Source organism: Mesorhizobium sp. M0106, from assembly GCF_040322715.1.
Taxonomy (GTDB): domain Bacteria; phylum Pseudomonadota; class Alphaproteobacteria; order Rhizobiales; family Rhizobiaceae; genus Mesorhizobium.
In genome coordinates this window covers 18438-35462 of record NZ_JAMYUA010000007.1, presented here as the reverse complement: position 1 = coordinate 35462, position 17025 = coordinate 18438, and the positions used below count along the sequence as shown (strand labels likewise).

Sequence of the window (17025 nt, the reverse complement as noted above, 5' to 3'; positions counted from 1 at the left end):
GACCGGCTGGCGATGTCCCCGACCGCGACGCTTGCTGTCGGCGTCAGAGCCCCTACCGCCGACATCTATGCGCCGCAATGGCGAAACGTCATTTTCGTTGCGCCATTCTTGTTCTTCTTCACCACGCTGCTGCTCTTCCCGCTGCTCTGGGGGATGTGGCTGAGTTTCCACAAGGCCGACACGTTCTCGTCCGGAAATTTTGTCGGTCTCGGCAATTACGCCAGGCTGTATCACGACAAGGTCTTCCTGCAATCGATCTGGACCACCTTCTATTTCGTGCTTCTGACGGTGCCGACGCTGGCGCTGATCGGCCTTTTCCTGGCGCTTTGCCTCAACCGCCGCACGCGCACTGCCGCGGTTTTGCGGACGCTGTTCTTTTCCTCGTCGGTGCTGTCGGTCACCATCGTCACGCTGATCTGGCGCATCGTCTTCATTCCGAATGTCGGCCTGTTGTCGACGATCTACGGATGGTTCGGCGCAACGGCTCCGGCCTTCATTTCCGATCCCAGCCTGGCGATGGTCGGCATCGCCATTGCCACCATCTGGTGGTGCATCGGCCTGCCGATGATGCTCTTTCTCTCAGCACTCCAGCAGATCCCGCAGGACATTTACGAGGCGGCAGCGCTGGACAATGCCAATCGCTGGCAGACGCTGCGGTCGATCACGCTGCCGTCGATCAAGCGGACCTTCATCCTGGTGATCATCATCCAGATCGTGCTGCAATTCCAGCTGTTCGGCCAGGCCTGGCTGATGACGCGCGGCGGTCCGAACAATCTGACCAAGCCGATCGTGCTCTACATCTACGATACCGCATTCCGTCGCTGGGATCTCGGCCTGGGCGCCGCTGCATCGGAAATCCTGTTCATCCTCATCCTAGTCGCGGCCATGGCCCAGTACCTGGTGACACGCAGCAGGGGAGACCAGGCATGAGCGCCCCAGCAGCTTCCATCAAGGGCCGGGCATTTGGCGACCATTTGTTATTGGCCCTGGTCATCCTGCTTTCGATCATCATGATCGCGCCGGTTCTGTGGGTCATCGGCCTGTCACTCAAGGACAATACGGAGCTGATGGCCGATCCGAACTCGGTGTTTCACGCACCCTATACGCTGAAGAACTACATCAACACCGTCGGCACCTCGTCGGTGTTCATCTGGGTGCGCAACAGCATCATCGTCTCGGGCGGATTGACGCTCGGCACGTTGATCCTGTCGTCGCTCGCCGGCTACGGCTTTGCACGGCTGAATTTCCCCGGCCGAGACGTGCTGTTCGTGATCGTGCTGTTCGGTCTGGCGGTCCCGGAACAGGCCGTGCTTGTCGCCCGTCACCAGATCTTCAGCATGCTGAAGTTCCACAACACCTATCAAGGGCTCATTCTGCCGGGCCTTTCGGCTCCGTTCGGTGTCTTCCTGATGACCCAGTATTTCAAGGCCATCCCGAAGGAGCTGGACGAAGCCGCCATGCTCGATAACGCCAGCCGGCTCAGAATTTTCTGGAAGGTGCTTCTGCCGCTCACGCTGCCTGCGCAGGCGACGCTCGGCATCTTCACCTTTCTCGGCGCCTGGAACGACTACTTCTGGCCGCTGATTTCGGCGACGAAGAAGGACATGTTCACGCTGACGGTCGGCATGGCCTCGACCCAGACCAACTTCGCCCAGTCCGAAGGCATCGGCTTCCTGATGGCGCAGGCGGTGTTCGCCGGTGCACCGATCCTGATCGTCTACCTGTTCTTCCAGAAATACATCGTCACGGCGGTCTCCGGCGCTGCGGTGAGATAACGAAGATTGCCTGACGGCCGGGGGAATGCGCAGCAATTGAAGCACGAAAGCCAATCCAGGGTGGAGCGGCGGAAACTCAGTAGGAGGAACTGATATGAAACTGAAGAAAATACTGTTTGCCGCAGTCTCTGCGGGCGCAATGATGCTCGCAAGTCCAAGCTTCGCGGCCACGGAGCTGAGCGTACAGCGCTTTTTCGGCGCCTGCGATGCCGATTTCGGCACCAACACCGATGCCACCAAGGCCGTTGGCGAATGCGGCATCATCACCTCGCTAATCAACAAGTTCAACGCCGACAATCCCGATGTCCATGTCAACGTCACCACCGTGGAATGGCCCGGCTATGATCAGCTGACCGCGCAGTTCGCTTCAGGCGACGCTCCGGACATCGTCACGATCCATGAATCCGTACTGTCGGATTATCAGTCGAAGGGCCTGTTGATGCCGCTCGACGATCTCTTGAAGTCGGTCGGCGTGACACCCGACGCCTTCACCGACGCGGCACGCAATGGCGCCACCAAAGACGGCAAGGTCTATGGCCTGCCGATCGACAGCTGGACGATGCTCTATCACGTCAACATGGATCTTTTCAAACAAGCCGGCCTCGTCAATGCCGACGGCACGCCGATTTTTCCAAAGTCGCCCGAGGAACTGCTCGCCCAGGCCGAACAGTTCAAGCAGAAGACGGGCAAGCCTTATTTCGTCCAGAACCTGACCAATGAGACTGCACTCTACACACGCAACCTCTACACCTATCTTTTCCAGCAGGATTCCGATTTCTTCGCCGATCCGAAGCATGTGAAGTTGAATACGCCGGAAGCCAAGAAGGTCGTCGAGATGTACAAGGCGATCTTCGAGAAGGGCTACACCACCAAGGATCTCGATTATGGCGGCTCGATCAACGCCTTCCTTGCCGGCGAGGGTGGCGTCCACCTTAACGGCACCTGGGTGGTCGGCGATTACAACGCCCAGTCCGAGACCAAGGGTACGGCGCTCAACAAGGGCGGCTATGCGGTCTATCCGTATCCGCAGCTGTTTGGCGGCGCCCACGCGCAATATGCCGACGGCCACACCTGGGCCGTTTCGCAGAAAGACCGCACGCCTGAACAGATCGCGGCCATCGGTAAATTCCTGAAGTTCTTCGCCGACAACGACTTCGAATGGTCACGCACCGGTCACCTGCCGGCCTATAAGGCCGTCATCACCTCGGACGCCTTCAAGGCCCTGCCGCATCGCAACACGATCTCTGCGGTCGCTGATCTCGGCAAGCCGCTGCCGTCCGCCGTACAGCGTCAGTTTGCGATCCAAGACATTATCGGCGAAGAGATGAGTGCAGCAATCAGTGGCCAGAAGGACGTCGACACCGCCCTTGCCGACATGGAAAGCCGCGTCAACGAATTGCTCGCCAACATTTGATCACGGGTTTCGAAAGGCCCTCCCAAGGCCCCCCGCGACTGGAAACGGCCGCGGGGTTTTGGTGAGGGAGTGGTTATTGTCCTCGAATTGCGAGAACTTGCCGGTGGCGACCGGGTCAAACACGCCAACCACGGCGCCGCAACCTCGGCAGCAGCCGACGCAAGCCCTGGCCGGAGGATTCCGTTAGAACGCCGCGGCCATGGGCATTGCGACCTTGTTGGGGATCTGGATGTCGATCTCCAATCTCGACGTCGTTTCGCCGTGATCCATGCTCACCTGCAGGAAATCCTGGTCGACCTGAACATGCCGGGCGATCACCGCCATGATCTCCTCGCGCAACACGGAGACGAGATCGGGCTGGTTGCGGCTTCGACGCTCGTAAGCCAACAGCAGTTGCAAGCGTTCGCGCGCCACGGGCGCGCTGCCGCGGCGCTTGAAGATATCGAGCAGGTTCATGCTGCCCTCCTTCCCAACAGCCGGTCGAGGAGGCCCCTCCGCTCGAAAGGCAGAATGACCGGCAGGTCCTCGCCCTCGAGTCTTCTTGCCGCGTCGATATAGGCGCGTGCGGCGGGGTTGGTGTTTTCGCTGAGCGTAACCGGCGCGCCCACATTGGATGCGCGCAGCACGTCCTGGCTCTCGGGAATTATTCCCAGCAAGGGCGTCGACAGGATCTCGAGCACGTCATCGATGCTCAGCATCTCGCCGCGGGCAGCGCGCGCAGCATCGTAGCGTGTGACGAGGACGTGTTTGACAATCGATTCACCTTGCTCGGCTTTCATCGTTCTGGAGTCGAGCAGGCCGATGATGCGATCGGAATCGCGGACCGAGCTCACTTCCGGGTTGGTGACGATTACCGCCTCGTCGGCAAAGCGCATGGCAAGTTGCGCGCCCCGCTCTATGCCGGCCGGGCTGTCGCAGAAGACGTAGTCGAAAACGGAGCGCAGCTTGTCGATGACGTCCGCGACGCCTTCCTCGGTGAGAGCATCCTTGTCGCGCGTTTGCGAGGCCGGCAGCAGGAACAGCGTTTCGAGTCGCTTGTCACGGATCAGCGCCTGCGAAAGCTTGGCGGTTCCCTGAATGACGTTGACGATATCGAAAACAACGCGCCGCTCGGCACCCATGATCAGATCGAGGTTGCGCAGGCCGACGTCGAAATCGACGAGAGCCACCCGCTTGCCGGTTTTCGCGACCGCGGCGCCGAGAGCGGCCGTCGAGGTCGTCTTGCCGACACCCCCTTTGCCGGATGTGACAACCACTACCTTGCCCATATTTGTGCCTCCAATGTTGTTAGTTGAGCGGTGCGACGCAAAGTGCGCCGTCCTCGAGAAAGGCCTGTACCGGCCTTCCTCGCGAGGAGGCGTCCATCTCCTCGGCGGTGCGGTACCAGCCGTCCACCGCCAGAAGTTCGGCTTCGTTTTTCCGGCAAAAGATGCGGGCCGCGGAATTTCCCGTGGCGCCGGCGAACGCACGTCCACGCAGCGTGCCGTAGACGTGGATCGATCCTCCGGCGACGATCTCGGATCCGGAACTGACGGAGCCGACAATGACCACATCGCCATCGGGGTGAAAGATCGACTGGCCGGAGCGGATCGGTGCCTTGATCATCAATGAGTTCGGCGCCTGCGGTTCTTCCGTCTTGGCCTCAGCGGCGGCCTTCGGGTCCGGCTGCACGTAAAGCGCATCAGCGGTGGCCTCCTTGGCGCCGACGAGGAGCGGCGGCAGATCGGCACCGAGAGCAACATTGCCATCGGCCTCGATCGCGTAAATGCGAATCCCGCGCTCCGCGAGTTGTAAGACCAGATCCCGCATCTCGCCCACCTCGGGCTTGAGTATATTCAGATCGAGCACGACCGGGCGGCCGGCAAAGAAGCCGGGAGAGTTTTCGGTCCAGTGATCGAGGCTTTGCAGCCATTCCCCTAGCGGGGCCTCAGGGGTGAGGGTGAAGGCTACAAACGAGCGCGCTCGAAAGCGTATGGACTTGTTTTGGATGGGAGCGACGCAGGTCACAGAGGCGAGTCCTTACTGATTGGTTAAGGCTAGCCCGGCATGGTTAACGAAAAGTTAATGGCGGCTTCCCGAGGCGTTGGCGGAGGCATTCTTTTTGCCCCCGATCGCCCCGCCGGCGCCCTGCTTCCGGTGCACGACGAGGTCCTCCTCATGGCTGCCTGGAGGCGCCTCCAGTTCACGAGGTCGGCCGACCGGTATATTGTTGCCGGAACGCCGGGCCTATTAAGGAGTTATCGATTTGACAAGCGTTGCCAAGGGGCCTGTCGCGGATCGCGGTCGCGCTACCTATGACCTTGGCGCGACCGCCATCTTTGCTTCCAAATCAGACCCGCGCTTTCACTATTGCCTGTATGTGCCTCCCGCGGTTGGGGAAGGGGCCAAAGTCGACCTGATGGTCGCTGTCCATGGCACCGGCCGCACCTCTTTTCTTGGATTCCGCGACGCGTTTTCCGAGTTCGGACGCTGGAATGGCTGCGCCGTTTTGTGTCCGCTGTTTCCAATCGGCGTTCTCGGGGATGATGCCCGCAGCGGATACAAATATTTGCTTGAGGGCAACATACGCTACGATGATGTGCTGCTCGCCATGGTTGAGGAGGTCAGCGCCAAATACAGTCAGGATTGGAGCCGCTTTGCCATGTTCGGATTTTCCGGCGGCGCGCATTTCACGCATCGTTTTGCTATCCTGCATCCCGACAGGCTCTGGGCGGCCTCAATCGGCGCGCCAGGCTCGGTGACCTTGCTCGATCCGACGCGTGACTGGTGGGTGGGCATTCGCGATCTGCCGGAGAAGTTCGGCATCACCTTCGATGCCGCAGCGCTGGCAAAAGTGCCTTTCCAGATGATCGTCGGCGACGCTGACCTGGAGACTTGGGAAATCACTCATGTCCAAGGCAGCACCCATTGGATGCCGGGCGCCAACGATGCGGGGCGAACACGGCCGGAACGCCTCATGGCATTGTGTCGATCGTTCGAGGAGGCGGGGGCGCGCGTGCGCTTCGATTTGCTGCCAGGCGTATCTCATGAACGGGATGCGGTTCTCGATTCGGTCAAGGGTTTCCTCGCCCAACAACTCAAGGAACGAGGGCATGCCTCACGATAAATTCGTTGCGCCCCAGCCCGTGAAGAGATTATCGCAATCAAAGCCCGACCACGTCGACCGCATCCAACCGCGATCCACTGGCAGTGCGTAACGACTAGAGCAACGCTTCATAGCGATCGCCAATCTTGTCGATTGTGAAATCCGCCGCCCTGTTTTTCAGCACGGCAGCAGGGGTGGGGTGGTCCAGCATCTCGGCCATCGCCTTCGCCAGGGCCGCGGCGTCACCGACCGGCACCAAGGTGCCGAAGCGGCCGTCACCGAGTATTTCGCGCGGGCCATGCGGAGCATCGGTGGAGATTACGGGGACACCGGCGGCCATGGCCTCGACCAGCACATTGCCGAAGCCCTCGCTGGTCGATGACAGAACGAACAGATCGGCCGCGGCATAGCAAGCCGCGGGATCGTTGACATAGCCGGCAAAGAGCACGTCCCCGTCTATGCCGGTCTCTTCGGCACAGGCGTGCAATTCGGCAGCCAGCGGACCTTCGCCGAAGATGACAAGCCGGGCAGGGCGGCCGGCGCGCAGGGCAGCGAAGGCCCGCAGCAAAGTCCGGTGGTCCTTGACCGGCACCAGGCGTCCGGCGGTGGCGATGACCGGGCCATCGCCCATCGCCGCCAACGCTGCCTGCCAGGCATAGGAATTCCCCTGCGGTGCTTCAGCCGGCGGCAGCGGGTTGTTGATGACGACAACCTTCGATTCGGGAAAGCCTCGGGCGATGATGTCACGGCCGACACCCGCTGAAACGGCGATGGCTTTGGTTGCGCGCGCTGCAACCAGCGCGGAAAGCCAGATCGCCAGCCTCGCGCCGAGGCCGCTGGCAGGCAGCGATGCGGCGGCATGGAAGCTTGGAAAGAATTTTGCCCGGCTTCTGGCCAACATGAGTGACAGCGCCATCACCAGATTGGCGAATTCCGGGGCGCTATAGACCGCATCAGGATCAAGGCGGCGGAACAAATTTGCGCTTCGCACGATGCCTTTCAGCGTCGCCGACTTGGCGTAACCCTCGCCGCGCAAGAGAAGGCCGAAGTCGACCAGATGCACGGCAGCGGAACGCAGCGCGGCGTTAGGGCCTTCCGCGTTCCAGGTAAAAAGCGTGACCTCGTGGCCACGCGACGCCAGTTCATTTGCCATCAGGACGAAAACACGTTCGGCGCCGCCGCCCCTCAGGCTGGCGATGTGGAAAACGATGCGCTTCGCCATGCCTTGCTTCAGGCTCGGCTGGCGGCAAGGCCTGATCGGTTCGGCGGCCGGCGCATGTCGCGGATGATGCCCATGCCGATGGCCAGCAGCATGCCCAGGGCAAAGCCTGCGAACGCTCCTGCGCCTGCCACCAGGGCAGTGCGCGGGGGCCATGAGCGCGCTGGCGGGGGCACCGCGGTCGAAATCACCTGTACGTTTGTGGTGTCGATCTGCTCGCGCTCGCTGATTTGGCGCGCACGTGACAGGAAGCTCTCATAGACCGCTCTCTTCGAGGCGGCATCGCGTTCAAGTTCACGCAGGGCGACTTCGGATTCGCTGTCGGTGAATACATTGCTCTTCAGATCGTTCATCCTGGCGTTGAGAGAAGCCAACGAGGCCCTGGCCTTGTCTAGGCTGGCCTTTGCCGTGCCGATGGTGCGGGAGAACTCGGCCCGGAGTTGCGAGTTGACGGTCTCGAGTTCCGTCCTGAGCCTGACAATCGTCGGGTGGCGCGGACCGAAGGTCATCGACTGTGAGTCGATCTGCTGCCGCAGGCTGTTTGACCTGTCGCGCAGCGCCGCGAGCGCTTCCGAAACCGTGGGGTCGGGATTGGCCCCGTTGATACCGGAGGCAACCAGGGCGTCGTAGCTTGCCTGCGCGGCGATGACACGCGATTGCGCATCGACGATTTCGCCATTGAGCTGCGTCAGCGTCTGCGAACTGACGAGCTGGCCATTGCTGGACGACAGGTTGTGGCTGCGCCTGTAGCTCTCGACCTTCTCTTCGGCTGCCTGCACGTCGCTCTTGAGTTGGCCAAGCCGGCTGTCAAGGGCAGCCGCGGCACGGCTGGCGCCGGCAGCTTCCGCCTTAGCCAGTTCTTCCTGGAAGTTTTTGACTATGGCCTGCGAGATCAGGATCGCCTTGGCGGTGGTTTCCGCAGATACCGAGAGGGTTGTGACAAACGAGGTCGGGTCCGCGATGGCGTCTACCCGGTCCGCCAGGTTCTTCAAGGCAATAAGCCTCGGGTCGGGCTTCGCCACAGCGCCGGACGAGGATGTGCTCCGGTCCGGATCGAAGAATTCTGGATCGTGAGTCAGATTCAGTTCGTCCACCACACGGGAAAGCACATTGCCCGAGGTCAGGATGCGCTGCTTGCTGCGCGTGCTGAGCAACTGGCTATCGACCTGGCCCGGTTGCGAGTAGAGGTCGTTTTCCACAACCTGCAAATTGGATGGGTTGATGAGGACCTCGGTCGTGACGGTGTAACGCTGCTTGCTCAGCAATGCATAGGCGCCGCCGACAATGCCGCCGATTACCGCCAGCATGAAGGCCAGGGCGAGGCCGGCCCGCAGCCAGACGAACAGGCGTCGAAAATCGAGCTCGAGGAAATCGCCGATCTTGTCCAGGGTCACCGTCGCGACAGGCTCTGGAGGTTGCGGCGTCACCGGCGCGGAGCTTAACGCCGCGACTGGGCCATGCTGTTGCAGCAATGCCCTGCGCCGTGCATTGGCGATACGCTCGAATGCACTGTTATTGGAAGCCGTCGCGGAGATAGGGGGTGTGCCGGAACCGGCAGACATGGTGACAACCCTTGTTAAATCATTACGCTTGGCCTGCTCTACAGAAACATCGTTAACATCTTATTTTCCAAGTTGGCCCATTTTACCGCTCACGCTGTCCGTCCGGCGGACGTTGAAGGGATTTCGTTGCCCAGAATGCCGTTCGAATATCGCCATTTGGATGGGCCATGAGCTATCCCGCTGCCGCTTCGGAACGATTATCGTCCAGTCGAGCGCGCCGTCAGAACGCGCTGTCGCTGCTGTTTTTCCTATGCGCGGCGTTCGCGCTCCTGCTTCGCTTTACGGTATCACCGCAGGTGATGAACATGGTCGTCGACTATACGGCCCAGGGAGGCTCGTTCTACGAGAAGCTGCATTTCGGCACCTATGCGATCATCCTGCTGCTTCCTATCGTTCTTTTCAGCCGGCCGTTTCTGCTGCACGGCGACGAAATTGGAATATTCAAGGCGTTGATCCGCTATTCGGTGCTGATGTTCGCGCTGGTGCCCTATCTGTTCGTTACCGGCCGTGCGGGCTCCTCCGGGTTCATCATCGATACCTATCTGGTGGCCGGCGCCACAGGCCTGTTGATGCTGGCATTGAATGCAGAGGTGCGGCGGGCGCTGGGGGACGTCGTGCTCGGGATGGCGATCCTGAGCGCTGTCATCGGCACCATCGAGGCGGTGACTCAACATCGGCTGTTGCCCTATGGGTTGAACGAACTGCAATTCAGGCCAACTGGCCTGTCGGCCCATCCGCTGGCACTGGGCGCGCTCTGCGCCACAACCATCGGATTCGTGCCGCTGACGCACTGGCGCATATGGGCGCGGGTGATGGCGATCTTCCTGTTGTTCATCGGTTGCGCTGCATCGGGCGCTCGCGCCGCGCTGATGCTCGCCACCGGCGAAATCCTCATTCTGCTGCTGTTCGTGCCTTGGCCGGGCCTGTCGCTCAAATATGAGCGGCAGGCCAAATTTGTCGTGCTGATGTTCACCGTGACAGGCGGCGCGGTGCTTGTTGCGATGCTGTTTGCGGGCGGTCTGCTGAATCGGTTCAGCAACACCATCTTCGACGAAAACTTCATGGCCCGGGTGACCATTTATCAGGTGTTCGGACTGGTCAGCTGGAACGACATCCTGTTCGGCATGAACGTTGACGACCTGCTGGCGATCGTCCGGCAGAAGCTGCATCTGCCCTACATCGAAAGCGCGCCGGTGGTAATTATCTTGCTCTTCGGCCTGCCCATAGCCCTGCTGTTTACAGCGCTGATATTCTGGTTCGTCTTCCGGCTGCTGCGCGGGGCGCCGCTGCCGGCATGGATCGGCACCATAACGTTCTTGCTTGCCGCGCTGTCAAACAACGCGCTTTCGTCAAAAACGCCGGACATGACGATCATCGTGGTGTTGCTGCTTGCCTACAGGAAGCAGCCCCATGGAGGCTCGCTCGAGAGCATGCCTTCGGCCGCTGCATCCAGCCCAAACCCGGCTGGATCTCGTTAAGCACGGACCTCGGGTCCGGTCAGCCGGCGCTGTCCACGACCTCGACACCGCCCGCGCGATTGAGCGTGTGAATGCCGGACCGAGCCCATGCCGGCCCGGGATCGATTGGGCGGGGCAGTTCAAAACGGACGTCGAAATCATCAAGCCGATCCAGCCGCATCAATCCCAGGCCGCCGCCATAGGCTCTAGACCCGTTTTGCACCGGCAGCAGCAAAGCGTCGCCCTGGCGGATGAAAGCGCCGCCCGGCCGAGTGGCCGAGTGATCGACGGCGATGGGATTGAGCGCATGCGCGACCCAAGGCCCACGCAGCGCAGGGGCGGAATAGACCGCCATCGTGTCGGACGCGCTGCCGTAACCGAACCGCTCCGTCCCCAACAGCCAGAAACGGCCGTCGGATTCGAGCAGCGTGGCGTCGTTGAAATCCCTGTCCGTCATCAGCACCGTATCGCGTACCCAGCGATCCGGAAACTGCACGGCACGGTAGAGCACCACTTCGCGCGCCGTAGCGCTTTCAGGGATCATGAAAATCTCGCCGGAGTGAGCGAACACCTGCGGATATGACAGATGATGCGCTTCGTCCAGCACCACTTTCGGTACGCCGAAAGTGCCGTCGGTGCCAAGTTCAGCGACGGAAATCACCCCGCGGCCGGTGGAGTAGGGAAACTCCTCGACAAACAGAAAATGACGGCCGTCGCGCTCGAGAACGAACGGATCGGCGTAGAAGCGCTGCCCGTCATCGGCAAGCACGGTGAAGGGCTTACCATCCAGCAGTCCGGTTTCGGCGACGCCTGGACCGTCGATCAGCCGATAAGCAACCTGCCAATAGAAGGGACGCCGACCACGTCGCAGTTTTTGCACGGCGCGGTCGACTAACCCCCTGCCGAAAAAGGGCAGATAGTGCCCGATAAATCCGCCTTTCTGCAGGGGCGGCGCCGGGCTCTCGGCAATCGGCGCAAGTTTGCCCGCGGAAAAGCGGGCGACACATTGGGCAATCAGGGAGATGGCGCCGGCGAGCAGGTCGTTGCTGGTTCGGGACAGCCACAACCGGTCGCTGATCATCGGCCGCGCCCTGGCGACGGCAACGCCGTCGAGGCGCGCGGTGAGTTCGGGCAGCCGCCCGCTCGCCAGCATCTCGGTCATGCCTGCGGCAAAGCTGCTTTGGCCGCAAAATTCGAGCGTCAGGACAGGCGTGCCGCGTCGTGCGGCGGTAGCCGTGAGATCGACTATAAGATCGACTGGGCCGGTGTCGCCGGACGGCAACGGCCGGGAACGGCTTGCCAGTGAGGGGCCGAAGCGCCGGCCCTCGAGCGCCAGCACATTATCCATCGTGCGCGCATTGGGTTCAGGCGTCGGCGCGCGGCAACTCGAAACCGCATGTCCAGCCGCACTCAACCGCGCCAGAAGCTCATTTTCCCAGCGCCGGGATGTGTCGGCGTGGCCGATGATTAAAATATTAGTCAATCCAATATATTCTTTTTCAAGACTACTGCCATAGACTACTTGTCAGCCCAACCTTTCACAAGAGTTAAACCGGGAGAACGCGGCCTTGGTTGTTAATCATATATTAAGAATTGAGATCACGAAGGCGCTTTCCGGCGCTATTATGACTCTTGCGGGCAATAGTCGGCATGTCCCGAAGGCTGCAGGCGACCAGGATCAGCGATGAACGTCCTTTCACGTCCAAAACTGCCATCCAGGCAGAAACTGCTGATCGTGTTCGGCACTAGGCCGGAGGCACTCAAATGCTTTCCAGTGGCGCGTGCCGCCCTCGTTCATCCAGGCTTCATCACCGAAATATGCATAACCGCCCAGCATCGTGAAATGGTCGACCAGGTTGTCGAGCTGACCGGCTTGCCTGTGCACCACGATCTCAACATCATGCAACCCGGCCAGTCGCTGTTCGATGTGACCTCGCGCGTGCTCCTGGGCATGGCTGAGGTGTTGGACAAGGCGAAGCCCGATATCGTCATGGTACAGGGCGACACCACCACGGCAATGGCCGCGGCTCTTGCTGCCTTCTACAAGCGTATCCCCGTCGCTCATGTCGAAGCAGGATTGCGCAGCCACAACATCAACTCGCCGTTTCCTGAAGAACTGAACCGCAAGATTGCCGGCGACATCGCCACCTGGCATTTTGCGCCGACCGTTCAAGCGCGCGACAATCTCATCGCCGAAGGAAAGGCCGAAAGCACCATTTTCGTGACCGGCAACACGGTGATCGACACGCTGTTGCATTTTTCAAGCGCGATCGATGCCGACAGGCTGATGAACGCGAAGCTCGCTGCCAGCTTTCCCTTCCTCGATCCTTCCAAGAAGATGATCCTCGTCACCGGACATCGCCGCGAGAATTTCGACGGCGGCATCCAGCGCATCTGTACGGCGTTGAAGGGATTGGCCGCGCGCGGAGACGTGCAGGTCGTCTACCCTGTCCATCCAAACCCCAATGTGCGCTCGGTGGTCAACGCAGAGCTGGAAGGCGTGCCGAACATCCATCTGGTCGAGCCGCAGGACTATCTGCCGTTTCTGTACCTGCAGAAGCAGAGCTATCTGGTGCTTACCGATAGCGGCGGCGTTCAGGAAGAAGCGCCGTCGCTCGGCAAGCCGGTGCTGGTGATGCGCGAGAATACCGAGCGACCCGAGGGGATCGTGGCCGGCACCGCCCGCCTTGTCGGCACCGATGTCGAAAAAATCCTGTTCAACGCCAATCGCCTGCTCGACGATCAGGCTGCCTATCGCGGCATGGCGGAACGACACAACCCATATGGCGATGGCCGGGCCAGTAACCGGATTGTTGAGGAACTGCTGCATCATGGCTGAAATCAAAACCGTTTCCGTAATCGGCATGGGCTATATCGGCCTGCCGACCTGCGCCATTTTCGCCAGCCGCGGGCTCAACGTCATTGGCGTCGATGTCAACGGAGCGGTGGTCGAGAAGGTCAACCGCGGCGAAATCCACATCGTCGAGCCGGACCTTGACGGTCTGATCCAGAAGGTCGTGGCGAACGGCAAGCTCATGGCCTACAGCACGCCGCAGCCGGCGGACGCCTATATCATCGCCGTGCCGACCCCGATGACCCACGATCATAAGCCGGACGTGACCTACGTGCTCGCGGCGGCACGAAGCATCGCCCCCGTGCTGAAGCGGGGAGACCTTGTGGTATTGGAATCGACATCGCCGGTTGGAACCACGCGTATCATGACCGGGCTGCTTGCCGAGTTGCGGCCCGATCTCAAATTTCCTGTCCAGCATGGCGAAGACGCCGATGTGCTGGTCGCCTATTCGCCCGAGCGTGTGCTGCCGGGAAAGGTGCTGACCGAGCTGATCAACAACGATCGCTCGATCGGCGGATTGTCCCGCAAATCGGCGGAGCGGACCGCGGCACTCTATTCGACCTTCGTCACCGGCGACCTGTTCATGACAACGGCCGAAAGTGCTGAGCTGGTGAAACTGACGGAGAACGCGTTCCGCGACGTCAACATCGCCTTTGCCAACGAGCTTGCCGCCGTGTGTCAGGATCTGTCGCTCAATGTATGGGAAGTGATCGATCTCGCCAATCGGCACCCTCGCGTGAACATCCTCCAGCCGAGCCCGGGCGTCGGCGGTCACTGCATTGCGGTCGATCCATATTTTATCATCGACGCCGCACCCAACAGCACGCGGCTGATGGCTTCGGCACGCCGGATCAATTCCGAGCGGCCGATGTCGGTGGTCAGGGATATCGAGGCCTTGCTCGACCCCTCCCGCAAGCAAACGATCGCCTGTCTTGGCCTCAGCTTCAAAGCCAATATCGACGATCTGCGCGAGAGCCCGGCCGTCGAGGTGGTGAAGCTTCTGTCCGATAACCCCAATGTGAAGATCATTGCGGCTGAACCCAACACAAATGCGCTGCCGCATGAGCTCGAGGGCAGGGGCATCGTGTTCACCGACGCACTTTCGGCCATCGACAAGTCCGATATCGTCGTCCTCCTGGTCGACCATCGGCAGTTCAATCTGGTCGACCCCGAAGCGCTCAAGGACAAGAAGCTCGTCGATACGAGGGGTCTGTGGACGTGGCGCAAGGCACGCAAGCCCGACGCCCGCATCGAAGGCAAGAAACCAGAGGTCGCACAAGTGACGCTTGCAAGGGAGCAGGCCGCATGAACGCGCACGCCCCGGCATGGGCGCAGCATTCCCTGTTGGCATCACGGCGCCGGGAGTTCCTTGGTGCACCGATCCATGCGCTGACCATGGCCGAGACACTGGCCATCGCCGACGAGGCGATGACCCTGGGGCGGCCGCTGCATCATGTGGTCGTGAACGTCGCCAAGCTGGTGACCATGCGCCAGAATGCCGAGCTGCGCGAGGACGTGGCCGGGGCGGACGTGGTCAATGTCGACGGCATCGGCGTGCTTTGGGGTGCACGTCTGTGCGGCGTCGCGCTGCCCGAGCGGGTGGCGGGCGTCGACATCATGATCAATCTGCTGAGCCTCTGCGCGAAGCGTGGATTCAGGCCGTATCTGCTGGGGGCCGAACAGCACGTTCTCGACGCGGTTGTAGTGAGACTTGCCAAGGACCATCCGAGCCTCGTCATAGCGGGAATGCGCAACGGCTATTTCAAGCCGGAGGACGAGGCCGGGATCGTCGCGGCGATCAACGCCTCGGGCGCCGACTGCCTGCTGGTGGCCATGCCGACACCGCGCAAGGAACGCTTTCTCAAACGCTACCGCGATGAACTCGCCTCAAGCTTCGTGATGGGCGTAGGCGGCAGTTTCGACGTCTATGGGGGCAAGGTTGCCCGTGCGCCGAAGCTGATACAAGCGGCCGGCCTGGAGTGGCTGTTCCGCGTCGTCCAGGAGCCGCGACGCTTGTGGCGCCGCTACTACGACACCAACACTGCCTATGCGGGACTGCTGTGCCGGGAGTTCTGGGAGCGTCGCTGGCGCCGAAACGCCGGTTTATAGTTTCGCGTTCCCCCCACAAAACAGGCGTTGCCCCTGGACTTCGCTTTACGCGATCCGTAGCCGCGCTCGCAGCTGGGCGACGAATTGCGTCGCTGCCACGGGGTGGAACAACGAGGTCAGCCCGAAGAAAACCGCGGCGCCGGTGGTGCAGCCGGCGACAAGCGAGAAGATCGCCGGCACGTCGCCGGCCACCATGCTGGCAAGCTTGGCGGCCACCCCCGTGCTGAGCGAGATGATTACCGAAACACCGATGTCGCGCCACGGCACCGGCACCGGTGTGAGCCGCTCGCTGATGATGATGCAGGTTATGGAGCCCACCACCGAGCCCCCCGCCAGCGCCAAAGCGGCGCCGATCTCCGCCATCGGGGGGATCAACAGCAGGGACAATGCGATTGTTGCCACCGAGCCGAAGAGATTGGCGATGATCAGCAGCCACGGCCGCTTGTGCGCGTGCACCACGACGCCATAGACGAAGCTGGTGAGGTTGGCGCACAGCACGCTGAAGGCAATGATCGGAAACAGCAGGCCGAAGCGGCCGTGATATTGCGAGGGCAGCATGAGCTCGGTGATATCGCTGCTGAGCGCGACCAGCATCGCTGCAATCGGCAGGCAAAGCCGCATCATCAAGGACATTAACTGCGACAGCAACCGACCCGATGCCGCGGGCCCATCCTCGTCGAACCGGCTAACCACCTCGGGAAAGGCGCCCATGTTGATGGCGTTGGCGACCATATCGATCGGCTGGCGGGCCAGCGCATAGGCTGCCGCGAAGATCGCCACGGCGCTGGCATCGTAATAGAACTTGAGGAACAGACGCTCCGCGCTGTTGAGCCCGAAGCCAACCAGCGCCATGATGATCAGCGGCACACCGAGCGCAAAGAAGTCCCTGTGGGTGAAACGCGGCGGACCGGCAACGAGCCGTCGCGATGCCATGATGCCGGCCACGATGCCGGCAATCAAGGCGCCGAAGCTCGAGCCGAGCGATACCGTCAGAAAGCTATCCTGGAAGATAAGGATGGCGCCGATCGGCAGCGCGAGTTGCAGCAGGGCACGCAGGGCTTCGAGCATCGAATAGACCGAATGGCGCTGCTGCATCTGCAGCACCGTCAAGGCGAAGCGGCTGATGGACCCGGCGACCAGATAGCCGCAGACTGCGATCGCGAACTCGACCCAGCGTTCAGGCACGATCACCGCCGACGCGCCGACCGATATGACCAGCGCCAGTGCCGTGGTGGCAAGCAACACCTGCCCGGCCAGCATCAGGCTGCCGCGGCTGACTTCGCCCTTGCCGCCAAGCCTGAGCAAGGCGATGCGCAGCCAGTTGGTGACGGCAATGTCGGTCATTTCGCCGACGGTCACCACCAGGGTGAGCAGGCCATACTCGGTCTGGTCGATCAAACGCGTCACGACGACCAGCAGGAGCAGCGCCGAAATTCGCGTCAGCAGGATCGCCGGAGCATAAATGAGCGTGGAACGGAGCAGCAAGGGCGTGTCCCTGGAAAACTCACCTTCGACTAGCCGCCGACTGGCGGAAAATCCAGCCCGATGAC

Annotated in this window: 15 protein-coding genes; 8 read left to right on the top strand and 7 right to left on the bottom strand. The window is 61.3% G+C overall.

Translation table 11 applies throughout. The annotated features are described in order from the left end of the window. Positions 1 to 12: 12 nt before the first annotated feature. The 3 genes from NKJ55_RS09415 to NKJ55_RS09405 all read left to right on the top strand — a co-directional run bounded on the left by NKJ55_RS09415 (position 13) and on the right by NKJ55_RS09405 (position 3189). The gene (locus NKJ55_RS09415; protein WP_502904471.1) at positions 13 to 930 is read left to right on the top strand and encodes a carbohydrate ABC transporter permease; all 918 of its coding nucleotides are present in this window, start codon (positions 13 to 15) and stop codon (positions 928 to 930) included. Next, positions 927 to 1775, top strand: a complete 849-nt coding sequence (locus NKJ55_RS09410) for a carbohydrate ABC transporter permease (RefSeq protein WP_352449656.1) — start codon at positions 927 to 929, stop codon at positions 1773 to 1775. The genes NKJ55_RS09415 and NKJ55_RS09410 overlap by 4 nt, the downstream gene beginning before the upstream one ends. 94 nt (positions 1776 to 1869) lie before the next feature. Beyond that, the gene (locus NKJ55_RS09405; protein WP_352449655.1) at positions 1870 to 3189 is read left to right on the top strand and encodes an ABC transporter substrate-binding protein; all 1320 of its coding nucleotides are present in this window, start codon (positions 1870 to 1872) and stop codon (positions 3187 to 3189) included. Positions 3190 to 3372: 183 nt separating this feature from the next. Here the strand turns inward: NKJ55_RS09405 and minE are convergent, their stop codons facing one another. Genes minE through minC form a run of 3 tightly spaced genes read right to left on the bottom strand, consistent with a single transcriptional unit; the run spans position 3373 to position 5196 of the window. Then, positions 3373 to 3645 carry a cell division topological specificity factor MinE gene (gene minE / locus NKJ55_RS09400; RefSeq protein WP_023677151.1) on the bottom strand — a complete coding sequence of 91 codons (273 nt, stop codon included), beginning with the start codon at positions 3643 to 3645 and terminating at the stop codon, positions 3373 to 3375. Beyond that, the gene (gene minD, locus NKJ55_RS09395; RefSeq protein WP_023677152.1) at positions 3642 to 4457 is read right to left on the bottom strand and encodes a septum site-determining protein MinD; all 816 of its coding nucleotides are present in this window, start codon (positions 4455 to 4457) and stop codon (positions 3642 to 3644) included. Before minD ends, minE begins: the two co-directional genes overlap by 4 nt. A 19-nt stretch (positions 4458 to 4476) precedes the next feature. Then, a complete protein-coding gene (minC, locus tag NKJ55_RS09390; protein WP_352449654.1) occupies positions 4477 to 5196 on the bottom strand; it encodes a septum site-determining protein MinC in 720 nt (239 codons plus the stop codon). Positions 5197 to 5434: 238 nt separating this feature from the next. Between minC and NKJ55_RS09385 the strand changes: the two genes are divergently transcribed. Then, positions 5435 to 6295 (top strand): alpha/beta hydrolase, encoded by an 861-nt coding sequence (locus tag NKJ55_RS09385; RefSeq protein ID WP_352449653.1) that lies wholly within the window; start codon positions 5435 to 5437, stop codon positions 6293 to 6295. A 94-nt stretch (positions 6296 to 6389) separates the two neighbouring features. Here the strand turns inward: NKJ55_RS09385 and NKJ55_RS09380 are convergent, their stop codons facing one another. After that, complete coding sequence (locus NKJ55_RS09380; RefSeq protein WP_352449652.1) at positions 6390 to 7496, bottom strand: glycosyltransferase; 1107 nt, start codon at positions 7494 to 7496, stop codon at positions 6390 to 6392. An 8-nt stretch (positions 7497 to 7504) separates the two neighbouring features. Then, on the bottom strand, positions 7505 to 9055 hold the full coding sequence (locus NKJ55_RS09375; RefSeq protein WP_352449651.1) for a GumC family protein: 1551 nt from the start codon (positions 9053 to 9055) through the stop codon (positions 7505 to 7507). Positions 9056 to 9222: 167 nt separating this feature from the next. Here NKJ55_RS09375 and NKJ55_RS09370 point away from each other — a divergent pair, with 167 nt between their 5' ends. Continuing rightward, complete coding sequence (locus tag NKJ55_RS09370) at positions 9223 to 10533, top strand: VpsF family polysaccharide biosynthesis protein (RefSeq protein ID WP_352449650.1); 1311 nt, start codon at positions 9223 to 9225, stop codon at positions 10531 to 10533. 19 nt (positions 10534 to 10552) lie between these two features. On the opposite strand, the gene NKJ55_RS09365 is transcribed toward NKJ55_RS09370, so the two are convergent. Continuing rightward, entirely contained in the window at positions 10553 to 11995 is a 1443-nt protein-coding gene (locus NKJ55_RS09365) for a glucosamine inositolphosphorylceramide transferase family protein (RefSeq protein ID WP_352449649.1), read from the bottom strand. A gap of 201 nt (positions 11996 to 12196) precedes the next feature. On the opposite strand from NKJ55_RS09365, the gene wecB reads away from it, so the two are divergent. The 3 genes from wecB to NKJ55_RS09350 are packed head-to-tail and all read left to right on the top strand — an operon-like array spanning position 12197 to position 15475. Beyond that, entirely contained in the window at positions 12197 to 13351 is a 1155-nt protein-coding gene (gene wecB / locus NKJ55_RS09360; protein WP_352449648.1) for a non-hydrolyzing UDP-N-acetylglucosamine 2-epimerase, read from the top strand. Further along, entirely contained in the window at positions 13344 to 14675 is a 1332-nt protein-coding gene (gene wecC, locus NKJ55_RS09355) for a UDP-N-acetyl-D-mannosamine dehydrogenase (RefSeq protein ID WP_352449647.1), read from the top strand. The genes wecB and wecC overlap by 8 nt, the downstream gene beginning before the upstream one ends. Continuing rightward, positions 14672 to 15475, top strand: a complete 804-nt coding sequence (locus tag NKJ55_RS09350; RefSeq protein ID WP_031211886.1) for a WecB/TagA/CpsF family glycosyltransferase — start codon at positions 14672 to 14674, stop codon at positions 15473 to 15475. Before wecC ends, NKJ55_RS09350 begins: the two co-directional genes overlap by 4 nt. Positions 15476 to 15520: 45 nt before the next feature. Here NKJ55_RS09350 and NKJ55_RS09345 read toward each other — a convergent pair whose 3' ends face one another. Continuing rightward, positions 15521 to 16960 carry a lipopolysaccharide biosynthesis protein gene (locus NKJ55_RS09345; RefSeq protein WP_352449646.1) on the bottom strand — a complete coding sequence of 480 codons (1440 nt, stop codon included), beginning with the start codon at positions 16958 to 16960 and terminating at the stop codon, positions 15521 to 15523. Positions 16961 to 17025: the final 65 nt, after the last annotated feature.